11 protein-coding genes are annotated in these 16,751 nt (G+C 38.0%); 1 reads left to right on the top strand and 10 read right to left on the bottom strand.

Features of this window, described 5'->3' with window-relative positions; translation table 11 throughout:
- Positions 1–590: 590 nt before the first annotated feature.
- Together prsT and xdp1 are read right to left on the bottom strand one after the other, a co-directional pair.
- Positions 591–3,356, bottom strand: a complete 2,766-nt coding sequence (gene prsT, locus B6A32_RS07915) for an XrtA/PEP-CTERM system TPR-repeat protein PrsT (protein WP_085302726.1) — start codon at positions 3,354–3,356, stop codon at positions 591–593.
- 178 nt (positions 3,357–3,534) lie between these two features.
- Positions 3,535–4,374 (bottom strand): exosortase-dependent surface protein XDP1, encoded by an 840-nt coding sequence (gene xdp1 / locus B6A32_RS07910; RefSeq protein WP_085302724.1) that lies wholly within the window; start codon positions 4,372–4,374, stop codon positions 3,535–3,537.
- A gap of 579 nt (positions 4,375–4,953) precedes the next feature.
- On the opposite strand from xdp1, the gene B6A32_RS07905 reads away from it, so the two are divergent.
- Positions 4,954–5,661 carry an alpha/beta fold hydrolase gene (locus tag B6A32_RS07905; RefSeq protein ID WP_085302721.1) on the top strand — a complete coding sequence of 236 codons (708 nt, stop codon included), beginning with the start codon at positions 4,954–4,956 and terminating at the stop codon, positions 5,659–5,661.
- Positions 5,662–5,791: 130 nt separating this feature from the next.
- Here B6A32_RS07905 and B6A32_RS07900 read toward each other — a convergent pair whose 3' ends face one another.
- The 8 genes from B6A32_RS07900 to B6A32_RS07865 are packed head-to-tail and all read right to left on the bottom strand — an operon-like array spanning position 5,792 to position 16,672.
- Entirely contained in the window at positions 5,792–6,580 is a 789-nt protein-coding gene (locus tag B6A32_RS07900; protein ID WP_085302719.1) for a sterol desaturase family protein, read from the bottom strand.
- Positions 6,581–7,270: a CDP-alcohol phosphatidyltransferase family protein gene (locus tag B6A32_RS07895; protein ID WP_085302715.1), complete on the bottom strand. Its 690-nt coding sequence runs from the start codon at positions 7,268–7,270 to the stop codon at positions 6,581–6,583.
- Positions 7,271–7,314: 44 nt separating this feature from the next.
- Positions 7,315–7,977 carry an ATP-binding cassette domain-containing protein gene (locus B6A32_RS07890; protein ID WP_085302714.1) on the bottom strand — a complete coding sequence of 221 codons (663 nt, stop codon included), beginning with the start codon at positions 7,975–7,977 and terminating at the stop codon, positions 7,315–7,317.
- Positions 7,974–9,749 carry an ABC transporter permease gene (locus B6A32_RS07885; protein ID WP_085302713.1) on the bottom strand — a complete coding sequence of 592 codons (1,776 nt, stop codon included), beginning with the start codon at positions 9,747–9,749 and terminating at the stop codon, positions 7,974–7,976. Before B6A32_RS07885 ends, B6A32_RS07890 begins: the two co-directional genes overlap by 4 nt.
- Before the next feature lie 3 nt (positions 9,750–9,752).
- The gene (locus tag B6A32_RS07880) at positions 9,753–11,294 is read right to left on the bottom strand and encodes an ABC transporter substrate-binding protein (RefSeq protein WP_233131357.1); all 1,542 of its coding nucleotides are present in this window, start codon (positions 11,292–11,294) and stop codon (positions 9,753–9,755) included.
- Entirely contained in the window at positions 11,281–12,132 is an 852-nt protein-coding gene (locus B6A32_RS07875) for a DUF547 domain-containing protein (RefSeq protein ID WP_085302711.1), read from the bottom strand. Before B6A32_RS07875 ends, B6A32_RS07880 begins: the two co-directional genes overlap by 14 nt.
- A 5-nt stretch (positions 12,133–12,137) precedes the next feature.
- A complete protein-coding gene (locus B6A32_RS07870) occupies positions 12,138–14,315 on the bottom strand; it encodes an FAD-dependent oxidoreductase (RefSeq protein WP_085302709.1) in 2,178 nt (725 codons plus the stop codon).
- Between the two features lie 11 nt (positions 14,316–14,326).
- On the bottom strand, positions 14,327–16,672 hold the full coding sequence (locus B6A32_RS07865; protein WP_085302707.1) for a TonB-dependent receptor: 2,346 nt from the start codon (positions 16,670–16,672) through the stop codon (positions 14,327–14,329).
- Positions 16,673–16,751: the final 79 nt, after the last annotated feature.

Raw genomic sequence — 16,751 nt, 5'->3', positions numbered from 1 at the left:
AACTTTTAGTAACATCTGTGGTAACAGTGTCTTTGACCTTGCAACAATATCTAAAAATTGCTGCAGAAAAATAGGCTCTGTAGCCAAATTAATAAGTATCGAATAATTTATAATCGACAGTTGGCACAATAATAATAATTAAAATAACGTTCGTAAGCTTTCAATATAATGGCTATTTTACTGTTCACCTTCAAACATCTAGCTAATCTAATTAACGTATTGTGTTTGTCACCTCTAATCTACTATGACTAAATCACATCTCTTCAATGTTAACCGTTAGCTTTATTGAATAAAGGTTAACTTTTTAACACTTAGTAATTACCATAAAACGCGACTTATACCTCTTATTTACTGATAACTTATTTTAATAATACTCTGGGCGAGATTTTGATTATTTATTGTGAAATTTAGCGCTAAGGCGATATAAGTGCGGGGTAGGTTTTAGCAGGGGAAATAACGAAGATGAAACAGCGTGAAATAAAAAAGACCCAGTAGCAAAGTTTGTTACTGGGTCTTAAATACTAATAAAACAAAGTGTCGATACAGGAAAACTCTCTATATTATTTGTGTGTTAATTTAAAAGGGAATTGTTATTTAATGCCGTCAATTAATGCTTGAGCTTCATCTCGCTCGTAAAAGTTCATTTCACTAGCAAGCGCGCGTTGTAATTCACGTCGTGCTTCAGTAGTTCTATCAAGTTTCAGCAGCGTATAACCTATGTGGTAATTAATCGCAGGGTCATTAGAGTTCATCGTGTAGGCACTTCTAAGAGTGGTTAATGCCTCTTCAAATTTACCCTGTAATGCTTGGATCCATCCGTAAGTATCAAGAATTGCAGCAGATGAATCATCTAAGGATAATGCTTCAAAGGCATATTTTTCAGCTAAATCGAGATCTTCTTTTAATAAAATATTTGCTAAATTATTTAAAACTAATGCTTTACTTGGCAAGTCACTAACTTCTTTTAGTATTTCATAATGGCTTTTAGCTTTGGTCGAATTACCAGTATTTAAATAATGATCTGCTAAAAGGTTACGCATAAAATGAAAGTTTTTATTCTTTGCTAAAATGTCAGTGCTGATGTTTTCAAATGCTGCTTGACCAAATCCTAAAGTTGTCATTTGATAAAGTTTAGCTAATGCTCGGGTAAAGTTGTTATCTAATACAAGTGCTTGTGCATACTTATTGCTCGCTAATGCAAGTTGCTTCTGTTGTAGCAATAAATCCCCTCTAACTAATAACACATTAGGGTTTTTGCTATCTGTTTTCTCAATTGCTGTTAACGCAGCATTGGCTTCTTCAAATAAGTTTAACTGTATATCTAGCTTAATTAATTGTAATTGAATTAATAAACTGCTTGGGGCTAATACCTGTGCTCGTTGCAATGTTTCTTTTGCTTTTAAAGGTTTATTGGTACGCGTATATAACTGGCTAAGTTCGTAAAGCTCTCTTGGGCTATCGACTAACCCTTCTAGTATCTCAATTTGCTTGGTTGCCTGCTTAAGGTCATTTAGTGCTAAGTAAATTTCAATTTTTTGTTTTATATAGGCAGGGTTTAAAAATACAACTTTATTCAGCTTGTCTAATTCATTTAACGCTAACTCAAACTCACTTTGTTGCATGTAAATATCGACTAAGGCTTCAGAGGCTTTTATGTTTGTTTTGCTAGCGCTAGTTAATTTGGTTAGTTTTTCAACTGCTTGAGTTATGTTGTTTAGATCTCTATCAAGCTTGGCGTCTAGAATAATCAATGGGGCATATTCAACTTGTGCTGTTAATAATTTAGTCGTGATGCTTTTAGCTTCGTCAATTTGGCCCAATGCCGCTTTAGCATTGGCAATATTGAAAAGGCTGTTGAAATCATCAGGTTTATTCGACAAAACTTGTTCAAAGGCTGTAATCGCTGAGCTCCATTGTTGCTGTTGTAAAAGCAACACACCCTTAAAGGTTAAAAAGTCGGAGTTAAGTGGTTGTGCTTTCATTAAAATATCGGCGACTTCATTCGCTTCAACTATTTTATTACTTGCACGATAAACCAGGCCTTTTGTTAACAAAAATGTAGGGTTAAACTCTTTTGGCTGGTGTTGATTAAGCAGGGTAATGGCATTATCAAATTGTTCTATTTTGGTTAAGTAATTTACTTTTGCCAAGATTAAAGTAGGGCTGCTTTTAAATTCTGTTTCTAAATTGGTTATTAATCGCTCTGCTTTATAAATTTTTTGGTTGTTTAAATATAAGTCGATTAATCTTGCGGCTAGCGGTAAATTTTCAATGATTAGCGCTTCTTTAGTTTCCAGCAAATCAAGGGCTTTATCTTGTTGGTTTTGGCGTGAATAAATATCGACCAACATTTTAATTGCCGCAAAATCTTGAGGAACATCTCTTAAATAAGCGAGTAATTCTTTTTGAGCAACTTCAAAATCGTTTTGTAAATATGCTGCAGCACCTGCTACATAGGTTAGGGAAGCGTTAGTGTTTTTTTGTTGGTCAGTATACAAAGATAACTTTTGACTAATATCTGCGAGTACAGCTTTAGCTTCTTCAAACTTAGCGGTATTAGCTAAAAGCTCACTTTGAAGTAATTTAGCCATAGGGTCATCAGGAGTATTAAGTAATATTTTATCAACCAATACTAATGCTTCATCAAATTGACCAGCATTAGTATAAGCATTAGCAAGTGCTCGTTGTACTATGGGGTCATTGTTGTCTATGTTGTAAGCGGTTTCGAACGCTTTTAAGGCATTATTGTTGTCTTTTTTGTCTATATAAAGCTGGCCTTTAAGGTGCCACATTCTACTTTGCTGAGGGTATAAAACGATGGCCTTTTCAATTAAACTTTCGGCTGAAATGTAATTTCTTTGGTTTAATTCAAATGCGGCGAAGGCGCCAAGGGCTCGATCATTTGTGGGCGCTAAATCTAGCGCCAGTTTAAAGTATCGTCGCGTTTCTTCTATATCGCCTAACTCACTATAAGCATTCGCGGTTAATAAATACCAGGTAAGCTTATTTTCACTATTTAGCGACTTACCTTTTCCTAAATCAATTACTTGCTGAAATTCACGAGCGATCAATAAGGCGTTACCTAACTCATTTAAAAATAAGTTAACATCTGCGCCTTCAATTAATGCTTCATCGAGTACTGCTATACCGTCACCAAAGTACTGTTTATGCATTAATACTTTACCCATTAAGACCTTAGCTGAAAGGTTTTCAGGTTCGTCTTGCATAACATTTTTCAGGTGAATATAAGCTTCTTCAATTTTATTATTGTTAAAAGCTGTTAGAGCTTTTTCGTAGTTATTAGCATTGGCTTCAATCGAGAAAATAATAAAAATACTGAGTAAAAATAAACGCATAGCAATCCAAATGTTAATGATGAATAAAATGAAATAAATTTAGCAGAAATGATTATTGCTTAATCTACTCTAATCTAAAAGTAAAATTAGTTAATTTAAGCTGATAAGCGGAGATGTTATAAAGTTTCAGGCATAAAAAAAGATGGCTTAGCCATCTTTTATCACGTTTACATTTCTATTACTTTAGCTTTTTACGGCTAGAAGCAAATAAACCTGCAATGGCTAAACCAAACAATGCAATTGAGCTAGGCTCAGGTACGCTTGTTGCTGGTGCTTGTGAGCCAGTAGTAAAAGTAATACCAGCCAACTTCATGCCGTCATTACCTTCCCAGTTTGTGTTACCACCAAATACGGCTGCATTTAATGCACCAATTAACCAGAAGTTCGAGCTTGTATTCGCTAAGTTTGAAGCATTACCACTACCTGTTTGGCCGAAGTTAGTATAGTAAGCTTGACCACCAGTGCCAGAATAACGCATTTGAGACCAGTTTGAAGCGATTGTCTGATTATCTTTTACATCTTGCCATGTACTACCATTAAGTGCATTTGAGTCTAATGCAGCAACACTAACTTGGGTTCCTGATGAGCCAGCACTTACCCAACTGTATGTAGCACTATTTAACGTTACCGCTTCTGAAAACTCTAACAAAAAAAAGTCGTAATCTTGATAGTTACAATTAGAACCAAAATTGTCTGCAGAATGAGAATAACCACAATTACGTGAGTTCATCTCATCAGTATTTTCCATCGACCAGCCATAACCATTTTTATCAAAGTCTACTGCACGCTCGATCGTTGGGTCGAAGTCTTCTGAGTTTGATGCAGTGTTACCAGCAGTATCTGACCAACCAGAAACGTTAACATCAACGCCACCGAAAGTAACTTCAAATTGATTGAAGTTGCTACCAGTATCAGAAACACCACCAAAATGGCCTGATGTAGTTGTTACACTAGCCATAGCTGACGACGATACTAATAACGTAGCGATTAAACTCATTTTTTTTATGTTGTTTAACATATTAACTCCATTTACCTTTCTAAGACGACTATTTAGATTTTTTATTCAATCTAACATAGAGATAAAATTACATATTGATACATAAGCAAATATCAGGCCAGTAAATGTAATTTTATATAATTCAATGTTTTACCGTTATGTGTTCGTTTTGCTTTGGTGCTTATGTAAAAAAAACTGACACATAACGAGTGTTTATTCTGGCAATTATAGCGTAATAATAAGGCAAGTCATAGTGGTTTAACCAGTTGTTCTATCGTTTAATAAGAGGTTAAGTTTTATACTTCCAAAGTTCTCAAGTAAGCAAAATCAATTGGTAGATATTATTTCTTTTTAAGTAATCGTCTAGATAACCCTAACTCTGGATAATGACTGCTGGATACTAAAGTGAATCAAAAGCTTAGTTGGTAAAGTAAATGCTATAGCAAAGTGAACATCAAGAATAGACACCATCAATGCTTATCCAGAGTTTAGGTTAGATAGTACTAAGGTAGCACTTCTTTTAAACGCATTGTTTATTAAAGTTAACCTTGTTCATTTAATGAATATTCGTAATAACTATAATTAATAAGCGAGCAACCAATGAAAGTTATATATTTTATACCGAAAATTAAAATACTGTGTTCTCTGATCTTAATCTTTATATCACAAAGTGTTTATGCTGCTTGCGTAGACAGCGTTGTTTTAGTGCATGGTAATACCGGCACACCATCTGATTGGGATAATACATACGATTTATTGAAAGCGAAAAACTACAACGACAATCAAATTTTTAGACCATCGTGGGGCGGCTCGTCTGCCAGCTATAACAATCATAGTGGCTCTGAAGAAACACCGGTTAAAAATGCGATTAATAGTGCAATTTCCAGTTCTTGCACAGGGAAAATCGATATTATTGGTCATTCAATGGGCGTTACATTAGCGGCACAACAAGTATTAAAACTAGGTAAAAGCAATAAAATAGATGCGTTTGTTGGTGTTGCGGGCGCTTATCGAGGTTTATGGACCTGTGGTGCATACCCTTGGAATGTATGGACACCAACTTGTGGTGCTAGCGGTTTGTCTGTGTCTAGCCCATTTTTAGATTGGCTTGAGGGACAAACAATTGCAAGTCGTGTGTATTCAATAAAAAGTTGGAGTGATCAAATAGTGTGTGGCAGCGGTACATGTCGTGTGGGTGGTGTTCATTCGAGCCAAATTGACAATGAAGATGCGACCTATACTTATAACTTAGGTCACTTTGGCTTACAAACTTATACTGCTAATAAGCAATATGATTTAATTAAATAGCGACAATTATTAAGCTTAACGTTGATTTTAAGCTTCGCTTTTGAAAATGTTGTCGATTCTAAAGTCGGCAACATTTTTATTTAAAATTTAACGTCGAAAACTATGTAGAAGTCTGCCATAAATTTATTGATTAATCTCTTCTAAAAGGCATTTTCAATAAAGATAACAACCCCGCGGATTTTTTATTGGCAGGGTAGCTTTTTAGACCAATATCTAAATCGTCATCTGTTTTTTGCGCTTGTGACTTATAGCTGCCAAATAACCTATCCCACCAACTAACACTAAAACCATAATTACTGTTAGTTTCTTCAACGATTTGGCTATGATGAATACGATGCAAAACTTGCGTTATCAGTATGGCGCGTAAAGGGTATTCTAACCATCGAGGTAACCTAATGTTTGCGTGATTAAACAGTGCGAAGCCATTTAGCGCAACTTCAAAAATAATCACTGCAATGGCTGGCACGCCCAGTATTAAAACGGCTAAACCTTTCAGTAATATGCTCAACACAATTTCAACTGGATGGAAACGCAAGCCAGTACTGGCATCGATATGGCTGTCGGCATGGTGCACCCTATGAAAGCGCCATAATATAGGGACGAGATGAAAAACTCTATGCTGCCAATAAATCATTAAATCTAGTAACACTATACTTAGTGTTATAACTAGCCAGCTGGGTAAGTTAACGTTATTGAATATTCCGATGTTTTGTGAAGCAGCAAACAAGGCAATACCCGCAACACCAATAGGCACTAATAACCTAGCGATGACTGAAGATATAATTAAAAGTGAAAAGTTACCTAACCAGCGAACGCGTTTCGTTAGTTTGCTTTTTCGTGCCGGAAAGCAGCTTTCTAACACTAGCATCGCGAGTAATATAGTAAAAAATATACTTAATCGTAAACTTGCGTCGGTCATTTATTTATCCGTTTCGATATTCTTTTTATCAATGTTTTTATCAGTATTTTTTACCACAGAAGTCTGTTGATTTATGTGTTGCTCTTTTAACGTATGATAACCACCGTACACGCGTGTAAAAATTGTGATACCCGCTAAAAAAGCAAAGGCATAGGCGAGTTCAGCAAAATACTGCGGCCATAAACAAAATGCTATAAAAACAGCAATGGTTTCGGTGCCTTCGGTTAAGCCATTTAAATAGTAAAAACTTTTGTAGGAAAATTGGGGCTTATCTAAGTTGAACTTTTCGGCTGGAATAGCAAAAGCTAAAAAGCTTGAGCCTGTACCAATAAATACGGCTAATAATACAGCAGCTGCTATCGCATTATGCTCAGGATTTGCCAATGCAAACCCTAAAGGTATGGCTGCATAAAACAAGAAATCGAGACAAATATCTAAAAAGCCACCCGCACTTGAACTGCTGTTTTGATACCTTGCGAGTGCGCCGTCTAAGCCGTCAAATATCCGATTTAAAATAATAGCAGCTAAAGCAAAATCCCATAAGTTGAAAGCTAATAGCGGCACGGCTAATAAACCTATAACAAAGCCAATAACGGTGAGCTGATCAGCTGTTACATTTTTTTTATCTAACAGCATAACTACTGGGTGCAATAAGGGCTTTATCACTGGAGTAATATATTTATCTAACATGAGCTTCTTCTTAAATTATTTATGTTCTTAGCATGTTGATGTTACTAATTAATTTGTTGATTTATCTTCAAATTAATCACTTTACCATTAGCGGCAATCGCATCTGACTCATCATGGGTTACCATTATTGCGGGTAACTTGTGCTGCTTAATTTGCTCAAATACGAGTTCACGAGTTTCTTGGCGTAATTGGCTATCTAACTTGCTAAATGCTTCATCTAATAATATAGCCTTTGGCTGGCTTAATAACACCCTTAAGAGTGCAACACGCGCTTGTTGCCCGCCTGACAAACTGTCGGGGTGACGATGATCTAAACCGGCTAAGCCAACCTCAGCAAGGGCGAAACTAATTTTAGTTGCCCGAGCTTTTTTATCGCCTTTTGGCATCGCAAAAGCGATGTTCTCAGCAACAGATAAATGCGGAAACAACAAGGCATCTTGATACAATAAACCGATATGGCGTTGGTAGCTTGGCGTGTGAGAAATATTAATGCCATTTAAATATACTTTTCCATCGGCATTAAACCCTTTAGGTAACTGGCCTGTTAGCCAGTTTAACAAGGTCGACTTACCACTACCTGAAGGTCCCATAATCGTTAACACCTCACCACCTCTGATTGTTTCATTAAGTGATAATAGCGGCGTTTTATCTCGCGATATGGTTAAATTTTCAATGTGTAAACTGTTGTGCTCATTAGTGGGGCTCATAAGCTGACCTCGGTTTTCATCTTTTGTGCTCTTTGTTTATTTTGCCATGTTGACACTAGCCATATCATTGAAAAAGCGATAGCAGGTAGTAGCATTTGTATCAGTGCATAAACTGCACTTGTGCGGCGACTAGCGCCATTAGCTAAGCTGACGGCTTCAGTGGTTACGGTATTTAATCGGCCACCGCCAACAAGTAAAGTAGGTAAATATTGGCTAAAACTAACGGCTAGCCCTAAAGCACTTGCCATTAAAATAGGAATAAGTAGTTGGGGTAAACTTACCTGGATAAATATTTTTAATGGTGATGCCCCTAAACTTGCCGCTACTTGGGCATAACGGGGATCGAGTCGGCGATAACTCACCGCTAACGATAAAAATACATAAGGTAAAACAAATAATAAATGCGCTAAGGAAACATTAATAAAGGTCGCGTTAGCGTGCAAGGTTTCTTGTAACCAAACTAAGCCAAACAAAAAAGCAATGCTAGGTATCATCATCGGTAAATAAATAATTAAGCTGCTGCAATTGGAAAGCTGAGACCCGTTTTGTTTTTCATATTCTAAGGTTAGCAAAGTTAAAATAACAGCAACACTTGTTGATACTAAAGCAATGCTAAGAGAGTTTATAATAGGTGTTTGTACTTGTTGTAAAGCAGATTGCCAATGCAGTAAGACCCATTGCTCAGGCATAGCTTGCGGAAACTGCCAGTAGCCTGCAAACGACCAAAATATCATGCCGAGTAGAGCTAGCGCGATAGTGCTTATCAAAAAAACAGTAAAAATCTGCATGCCTTTAGCAATAAAAGCATCGCCGTAATTTCGTTTACCATTGCTAAGGGTTTTACAGGTTATGGCTAGTGCAATTTTTTCTAATAACCACCAGGTAATGAGTACTGAAACGGTAATTAATAGTTGTATTAGTGCGCCCGCTGAGGCTTTTATTCGCAGGCTTAAATCAACGTCATGAAACCAATTTATAATCGCCACGGCTAAAGTTGGTGGTGTGTTTGGTCCGAGTATTAATGGCATTTCTACACTTGCACTGGCGTAAGCTAGAATGGCTAATATAGGTAAACGCATTAACGGATATATATTTGGTAATACTGCTTTGAAAAAAGCGGTCATTGGGTAATAACCTAAACTAAGCGCAAGTCGATATTGTGCACGTAATTTACTATTGAGCGCGGGCTGTGCAATAGCACTTAACGTCATCAGTAATAAAAACGGTAATTCTTTTAACGTTAACCCCATAATAATGCTGATACCGAACGGGTCGTGAGGCAATAACCAATCAACGGGACTTTGCCAGCCAGTTAGCCATGGCGACAGGAGTCTGGCGATCATACCTGATGGCGCGATTAAAAATGCAATGGCGATAGCGGCTGCTGCATGAGGTATAACGAGAATAGGTCCTAATAGCTTTTGAATACGCGCCAACCAAGGGCTATCAAAATAGGTCGCTAATAGTAACAAGGTAATAATGAAGGCTAGCAAACCACTAATAATACTGCTAAAAAAACTCAACGCTATCATTTTTATTATGCCTGGTGTTTGTATTAGCTGTTCAAAACCTTGCAAATTAAATTGAGTTTTATCTAATGCTGGCAACCAACCAAAGGCCGGTAAAATCACGCCAAGTAAACCGCCAAGCACTGGTAAAATTAATATAGCCATAAGTAGTTTAGGGCTAAATTTAACCAGCGCACTAAAAAACCGAACACTGGCTTTAGTTTTATGTGGTTCCTGAGGTTGAGCGATAAAAGAATGGCTCATAAATTATTGCGCCCCATAACGTTTTAGCCACTCAACACTAATGAGTTTAGACCAGCTAGGGTGAGGTTCGCTTAACGCTTTTATTTTACTACTAACGGGTAACGCACTTGGGTGTGGTTTATTTGAGTTGAATAGCTTTTGTTGCTCTAGCGCTAATTGAGATATATCGATAACCGTGCTGTCACCCCAAACGTGGGCTTGTTGTTTTTTTGCTTGTGCTTCAACACTTAGCATAAAATTAGCAACAACTTTTGCTGAGTTACTATTGGCGGCATTATAAGGTAAAGCAACAAAGTGAATATTGCTTAAGCTACCATCTTGCATAACAAAGCTACGTGTTTGCTTTGGTAAATTATAGCGATTAACCGAGGCCGGAATTTGTGCGGCAGAAAAGGTAAAGCCTAATTGTATTTCACCGTCGCCAACAAGTCTTTGCAATGCGGTACCACTGGTAACAAAATATTGCCCTTTACGCCATAAATATGGGTGCAGTTTATCTAAGTAACACCATAAAACAGGTAACAAAGCAGCTTGGCTTTGTGGTGTTACGGCTTGGTATAATCCTGATTTTATCTGTTCATTCTTATCTTGATTTAAAGTGATTAAAGCATACTTTAAAAAACTTAATGATAAAAAATCAGCAGGTTTAGGATAAGTAAATCGACCTGGATTTTTCTCAGCCCAATCGAGTAATTGATGAATGTTTTTAGGTGCACTTTGAGTACTTTCTAGATAGCTACTCTTTGTGAAATCAACACTATTGCTATGTTCAGGCGTGTAATAAAACGTTAGTGATGCTTGTCCCCATGGTGCCTCCATGCCTTGTGTAGGCAAACCAAAATCGCGGGTCATCGCTTCGTTTTCGGTTGGGTTTGTTAAGCTAAAGTTTGGTAATTGTTCAACCCAGTTTTTTGTTAGTAGTTGGTACTTAGCCATTGATGCAAAGTTTTGGCCGTTTATCCAAACCAAATCAACTTGTCCTTGTTGGTGATTTTCTGCTGATTTCTCCGCTAACACGCGACTTACGGCTTCACTGGTGTCGGTGAGTTTTACATGGTGTAAATCTATGTTATGCAATTGTTTAACTCGGGTCGCTAGCCATTGAATGTAACTATTAATTTGTGGATCACCACCCCAAGCATGGAAGTATACGGGCTGATTCTTCCCTAATTTTTCTATGGTATTCCATTGCGCTGCTCTAGGAGAGTCGCTTGTTATTTTTAAAGTGTTTTTTGCTGTGGTTTCTTGTGCAAATATAGCGGCTTGAACAGCTGTTTTTACCGATGTAGCTTGAGCATAACTCAATGTTGATAGGGAAAGTAAGGCTAGAAACTTTATTACAACAATGATTATTAACAGCCAAAATCTATAGATAGAGGTTTTTGGAAGCGAGGGTTTTGACTTTTTAGCATATTGCTTTCTCAAGCCCAGTGTTCGGATATTGGTTAATACAACAACAAATTTGCTCAGAAGGAAGTAAACAAAAAGAGTCGATAAACGACTCTTTTTACTGAACATTAACTGCTGTAGCTTATTTAACAGCATTGAGCGCCCAATCGTAATTTAAAAACTTCTTATCCATATCATCAGAGGCTAATAATGCTTGTTGTGCTGACGTTAAATTTAATGCTTGATGATAAAGCAATATAAATGCGGATAAAGAATTACTGCCACGAAAACCTAAGGTGAAGTCATCACCATACCACTTAAAAATAGCAGAAAGCTCCATGCTATCTTCGTTAAAGCGATTGCGGCTGGTATCCGTTAAAAAGCGCACAGTTTGTTCACTTAATTGTTGCTCTAATTTGTCTGCAGTATAAGCTTCCTCGCGCAAAGCAGGGCAGCCAATACTGGCACAGTTAACGGCAAAGTGAATACGCGGGTCGCCATATTTATTGTCACCACGAATTAATTCGTGCTCAATATTATCTAAGCTTCGTGTTTCGCCTAATAAAGGAATAAATTTTTTACTCCAGGGTGAACTAAAAAAACTGCCCAAATCTTTTATTGATTCGATATCAGGATAAGCGGTTAAAATAAATTCAACCGTCCAAGCATTGTAAGCATTAATTAAAAAAGCTAATTGCTTGGCCGCTGACCATTGTGAAAATACTGCCTCGTCAACAGCGCCTAGCGCAGCTAAATAAGCTTTTAACTGCACGCGTTCGCTTTTAAAACCGGCGTAATCTACCTGGCTTGAATGACCATTATTTATTGGCTTAACATGTTGAGCTAATAATGCTTGCCATGGCTGATGTAAAGCATGGTGCAAAGGCTCTTGCGCCACGCTTATGACGCTAAAAACTCCAGTTAGCAACAGCAATAAAGCTAATTGCAAGGATTTAATCTGGGTAGTTAATCGCTTGTATTTCGTTTTAACCATAACGATTAACCTCGTTTCCAAGTGTGGTATTTCTCTAACCAGCTTAGAACCGTTTCAGGTGCATGGTTACGTTTCCATTCACCAGCTGCATATTTATTACCTTCAGCCCATGTTGGGTAACTGTGAATAGTGCCTAATATTTTGTTCAAGCCTAAGCCGTGCTTCATTGCTAATACAAACTCTGCTATTAAATCACCAGCATGCTCAGAAACAATAGTCACACCCAAAATTTTGTCTTTTCCTTTTGGCGTGATCACTTTAATAAAGCCATTAGCTGCGCTGTCAGTAATTGCGCGGTCTAACTCTTCAAAATCAAAGCGAGTAATTTCATAGTCAATGCCTTGCTCGATTGCTTCTTGTTCGTTAATTCCCACACGAGCGACTTCTGGGTCAATAAAGGTTGCCCAAGGAATAACACGATAATCTACTTTGAACTTTTTAAAGGTGCCAAATAAAGCATTAACCGCGGCATACCAACCCTGATGAGCAGCAACGTGAGTAAACTGATAAGGACCTACAATATCACCGGCAGCAAAAATATTAGGGTATAAGGTTTCTAAATAGTCATTAGTTTGAATCGTTCGGTTAGTTTCAATACCTAGTTCTTCAAGACCATAACCTTTTAAACGGGCAGAACGGCCAACAGCGCACAATAACTCGTCGTATTCGATAGCCATTTCTTCTTCTTGCGCTGAACCTTGTTCGTGCTTAAGGTTTTTAACAATGATGAATTTCTTACCATCACGTTGTTCACAACGTAAAGCTTGGTGTGAGGTTAGAATATTTACGCCACTTTTTTGTAACGACTGGCTAGCAAACTCAGAGACTTCAAGATCTTCTCTGATCATAATACGCTCAGCCATTTCAATTTGTATAACCTCTGAACCTAAACGTGCAAAGCTTTGTGCAAGTTCACTACCGATAGGCCCACCGCCTAACACTACTAATTTTTTCGGCGCGGTATCGAGTTTGGCAAATTCAGTCCATAAGGTGTCACTGGTAACATAACCACTTTCTTCAATACCCGGTAATGGCGGTACAAATGGGCGAGCACCTGTTGCTATAACAATGCTACGTGCTGTTAGGGTTTGCATAGTGCCATCGTTCAGTTTAATTTCTACCGTCCATGGGTTAATTAATTTCCCGTAGCCTTTAATAACTTCTACGCCTAAGTCAGTGTAGCGTTCAACACTGTCATGCGGGGCAATATCGGCTATAACTTGATGCACACGAGCCATTACTTTTTTGAACGAAAATTGTGGCGAAGTGTTTTCTAAACCGTAATGCTCTGCATGCTTAATTTGGTCGACAATTTTAGCACTTTTAATAATTGCCTTACTTGGCACACAGCCATAGTTTAAACAGTCACCGCCCATTTCGCCGGCTTCTATTAAGGTAACTTTCGCTTTAACAGCTGCAGCTATGTAGCTTGTGACTAAACCACCGGCACCAGCGCCGATAACTAATAAGTTACGATCAAACTTTTTAGGTTTTTGCCATTTTTTATAGACTTTGCGTTGCTTTATTTTGTTAACAATAGCTTTGCCAATTAAAGGTAAAAGCCCGAGTAAAACAAAAGAGAATATAAGCTTAGGTGATAAAATACCTGACAAGCTTTCTATATCAGCTAGTTGTGTGCCCGCGTTAACATAAACAACCGTGCCAGCTAGCATGCCTAGTTGGCTTATCCAGTAAAATGTCCAAGCTTTTATACCGGTAACACCCATTAATAAGTTAACTAAAAAGAATGGAAATACAGGAACTAAGCGCAAGGTAAATAGATAAAATGCGCCTTCTTTTTGTACGCCTTCATCAATAGCCTTCAAACGTTCAGGAAATTTGTTTTTAATGCTGTCACGCAATAAATAACGGGAAACTAAAAAGGCTAGCAATGCACCAATGCTTGAAGCAAATGAAACAATAATAAAGCCTTCAACTAAACCAAATAAAGCGCCTGCTGCTAACGTTAAAATGGCTGCACCTGGCAAAGACAACGCCGTAACTAGAATATATAAAGCAAAGAAACCACCAATAACCAATAGTGGTGATTGCTCACGCCACTCGCCAAATTGATCCATCGAGCCCTTTAAGCCATCTAGGGTTAACAATTGGTTTAAATCGTAGTGAAAAAACAATGCCACTAAAGTAATGGCAATCACTAATAATAATATTTTTTTAAACATGGTATGGGTCCTTAAAAGCTATAAGTTACTGTAAGTTTGGCATTAATTGGTAACTCTGGAAAAACCAGGGTAGAGCCAAAGTATCCGCCTTCAAAAACAGGGCGCCAGTTTTTTTGATTCGTTATGTTGTTTATATCAAAGCGTACTTTAGTGTTTTCGGCTAGGGTATAACTGGAATTGAGACCTAAGGTGTATTGATCTCGAATGTTAACGGTAGCTAAAAAGTCTAATGGGTAGCTAGAGGTATATAAAGCGGCAAAACCTGCTTGCCAAAACTCGGTAAGATAAATACCACCATTAACGCTTAAAGATTGTTCTGGAATACCTTGAACACGTCTAGTGGATGGTGCAAATGCAGTAAAGCTTGGTGCACCAACGCTGGTACCTTGAATAATATCAGGGCGCGAATTATCAAAGGCATCGGCTATTTGCGATGAACTTTGGCTGCTCGCTGAGTTGTCATATCGTGCATCAAGGTAGCTATAACTCACGTTAAACCAGTAGGGTGCAGCATCATAAAAAACTTGTAATTCAACCCCTTTAGTTTTTATACCTGTGTTACTGCCATCGCGATTACGTAAACTACGGCGTTGATTAAATATAGAGCCATCAACATACCAAGCGCTATTGTCTGGGATGTATTTAATACCAAATTCATTTAAGGTGTTTTCAGTAGCAAAATTTTGCTCACTAATTAAGTTATCAGAACCGAGAGAATTCCCCCCTGCCATACTGTTTGATGTGGCTTCGTTGTAACTGGTAGCGGCATAAATGGTTAAATCTGATCTAAGTTTATAATTAATGCTAGCTTGGCCTGAATGAAGTATTTCATTGATACTATCTCGTGCCGCAACTTGCCCTGCAGGTGCAATAGGGTCTTTAGCTTCAACATCGTAAAAGTCGATACGGTAACCAAAGTTTGTGCGTAAACGCTCGCTCCATTGACTGTCTTGTTGAATAGCAAAGCCTGTTTGCCAGCTAGTTGAGTCGGTAGTATCAGATAATGAAAAATCGCCAACATTATCGTTATTAATATCATATTGCCCGCCAGGAGAAACAAATACACCTGGTCTGAGTTCAACGAGTCTAGCTTGTTGTTCTGGGGTTAGAGGAATGCGTCGGTTTTCAATCGGCCCGGTTAAATCGATTGGATCGTCAGCCTCTGTAGTAAACTGGCTAAAGCCACGAACCTTGTTGTAACGTACATCAAAAGCTAAAATGGTTTGCTGTTCGCTGTTCCAGTCATGACTTAACTCTAATCGGTTTTGAGCAGTATCGGCGGCATCAATAATCTCTACAAAACTGTTTTGTGCAACTTCATCGCGTGTTAGGTGCTGATAATAAGTGCTGTTTTTTAACCGAGTTTGCCCACTTAATTCATAAGTGTATATGCTATGTAAAAGAAAAGTTTCAGCTTCGTTGGCATTGTCAGGATCTGTTAAAACGGTACTGCGACTTAATTTTACTTGTCCTGTAGGTGATACGATAGCGCCAGCGCCAGGTATTAGGCTGCCGTTAGGTTGCACACCTTGGCCAGTAATATATAAACCATGATCGATGAGTGCTTGTGTCGGGCGATTAATACCTGCATTGTCGGTAAACTCTACTTGATAATACTCAACGTTGATGTCCCACGTGCTTTTTTCATTAGGAAGATATCTAAATGCAGCGAAGATACTGTCGCTTTCGAAGCTTGAATGATCGTAAAAGCTACCATTGTCAATATGCTCAGCGCTAATTCTAAAGCCACTTTCACCTTCGACAATAGGCGCTGAAATATCAAGCTGTGCGCTGTAGTGGTCCCAACGACCGGCAGTAAACTTTACTTTTGCGGCACTTTCTTGTGTTGAAGCTCGTTTAGATTGTAAATTTACAAAGCCGCCATTACGCTGACTGCTACCAAATAATACCGGTGGTGCACCTTTAATAACATCTAGTTGTTCAACTGAGTTAAAAGAAAGTGGCACACCAAAGCCATTATTACCGGCTTGACGACGCATTCCATCTTGAAATAGCTCGCCCAGTTGCCCCCGTAACGTTGGTAGGCTTGGTGCACCAAAACCACTTGCGGAGTAACTGCTTGGTGTAATGGCTAAGATATCTTGTAAATCAGTTATATTTAACTGTTCCATCATGGCGCTGGTAATTGGCGTCATTGAGCGTGCAATGTCAGCTAAGCCTAAGTCATCACCGAACGGACCGTTCACAGATGTGTTTTTTGGCGAAAAACCATGGTTAATAATACGTTGCCCTGAGACTTCTAGTACTTCAACGTCTGTTTTTTCTGTTTCTTGTGCATTGGCTATTTGAGTTTGAAAAAACAAGTGAATACTCAGAGCGACTAAACTGTACTTCATTTTTTTATACCTAATTTTTTGTTATTAATCATGGTCAAAATTACTTAATATGGTGACTTAAAAAGTGCTATGGGTGACT

Source organism: Colwellia polaris (genome assembly GCF_002104515.1).
Lineage (GTDB): Bacteria > Pseudomonadota > Gammaproteobacteria > Enterobacterales > Alteromonadaceae > Cognaticolwellia > Cognaticolwellia polaris.
Note: the sequence above shows the minus strand (reverse complement) of the source record. Positions and strands in the feature narration are given on the sequence as shown.

Coding starts and splice junctions, on each gene's coding strand:
- prsT (WP_085302726.1), bottom strand. CDS start 3,356: ATGCGTTTATTTTTACTCAGTATTTTTATTATTTTCTCGATTGAAGCC.
- xdp1 (WP_085302724.1), bottom strand. CDS start 4,374: ATGTTAAACAACATAAAAAAAATGAGTTTAATCGCTACGTTATTAGTA.
- B6A32_RS07905 (WP_085302721.1), top strand. CDS start 4,954: ATGAAAGTTATATATTTTATACCGAAAATTAAAATACTGTGTTCTCTG.
- B6A32_RS07900 (WP_085302719.1), bottom strand. CDS start 6,580: ATGACCGACGCAAGTTTACGATTAAGTATATTTTTTACTATATTACTC.
- B6A32_RS07895 (WP_085302715.1), bottom strand. CDS start 7,270: ATGTTAGATAAATATATTACTCCAGTGATAAAGCCCTTATTGCACCCA.
- B6A32_RS07890 (WP_085302714.1), bottom strand. CDS start 7,977: ATGAGCCCCACTAATGAGCACAACAGTTTACACATTGAAAATTTAACC.
- B6A32_RS07885 (WP_085302713.1), bottom strand. CDS start 9,749: ATGAGCCATTCTTTTATCGCTCAACCTCAGGAACCACATAAAACTAAA.
- B6A32_RS07880 (WP_233131357.1), bottom strand. CDS start 11,294: ATGCTGTTAAATAAGCTACAGCAGTTAATGTTCAGTAAAAAGAGTCGT.
- B6A32_RS07875 (WP_085302711.1), bottom strand. CDS start 12,132: ATGGTTAAAACGAAATACAAGCGATTAACTACCCAGATTAAATCCTTG.
- B6A32_RS07870 (WP_085302709.1), bottom strand. CDS start 14,315: ATGTTTAAAAAAATATTATTATTAGTGATTGCCATTACTTTAGTGGCA.
- B6A32_RS07865 (WP_085302707.1), bottom strand. CDS start 16,672: ATGAAGTACAGTTTAGTCGCTCTGAGTATTCACTTGTTTTTTCAAACT.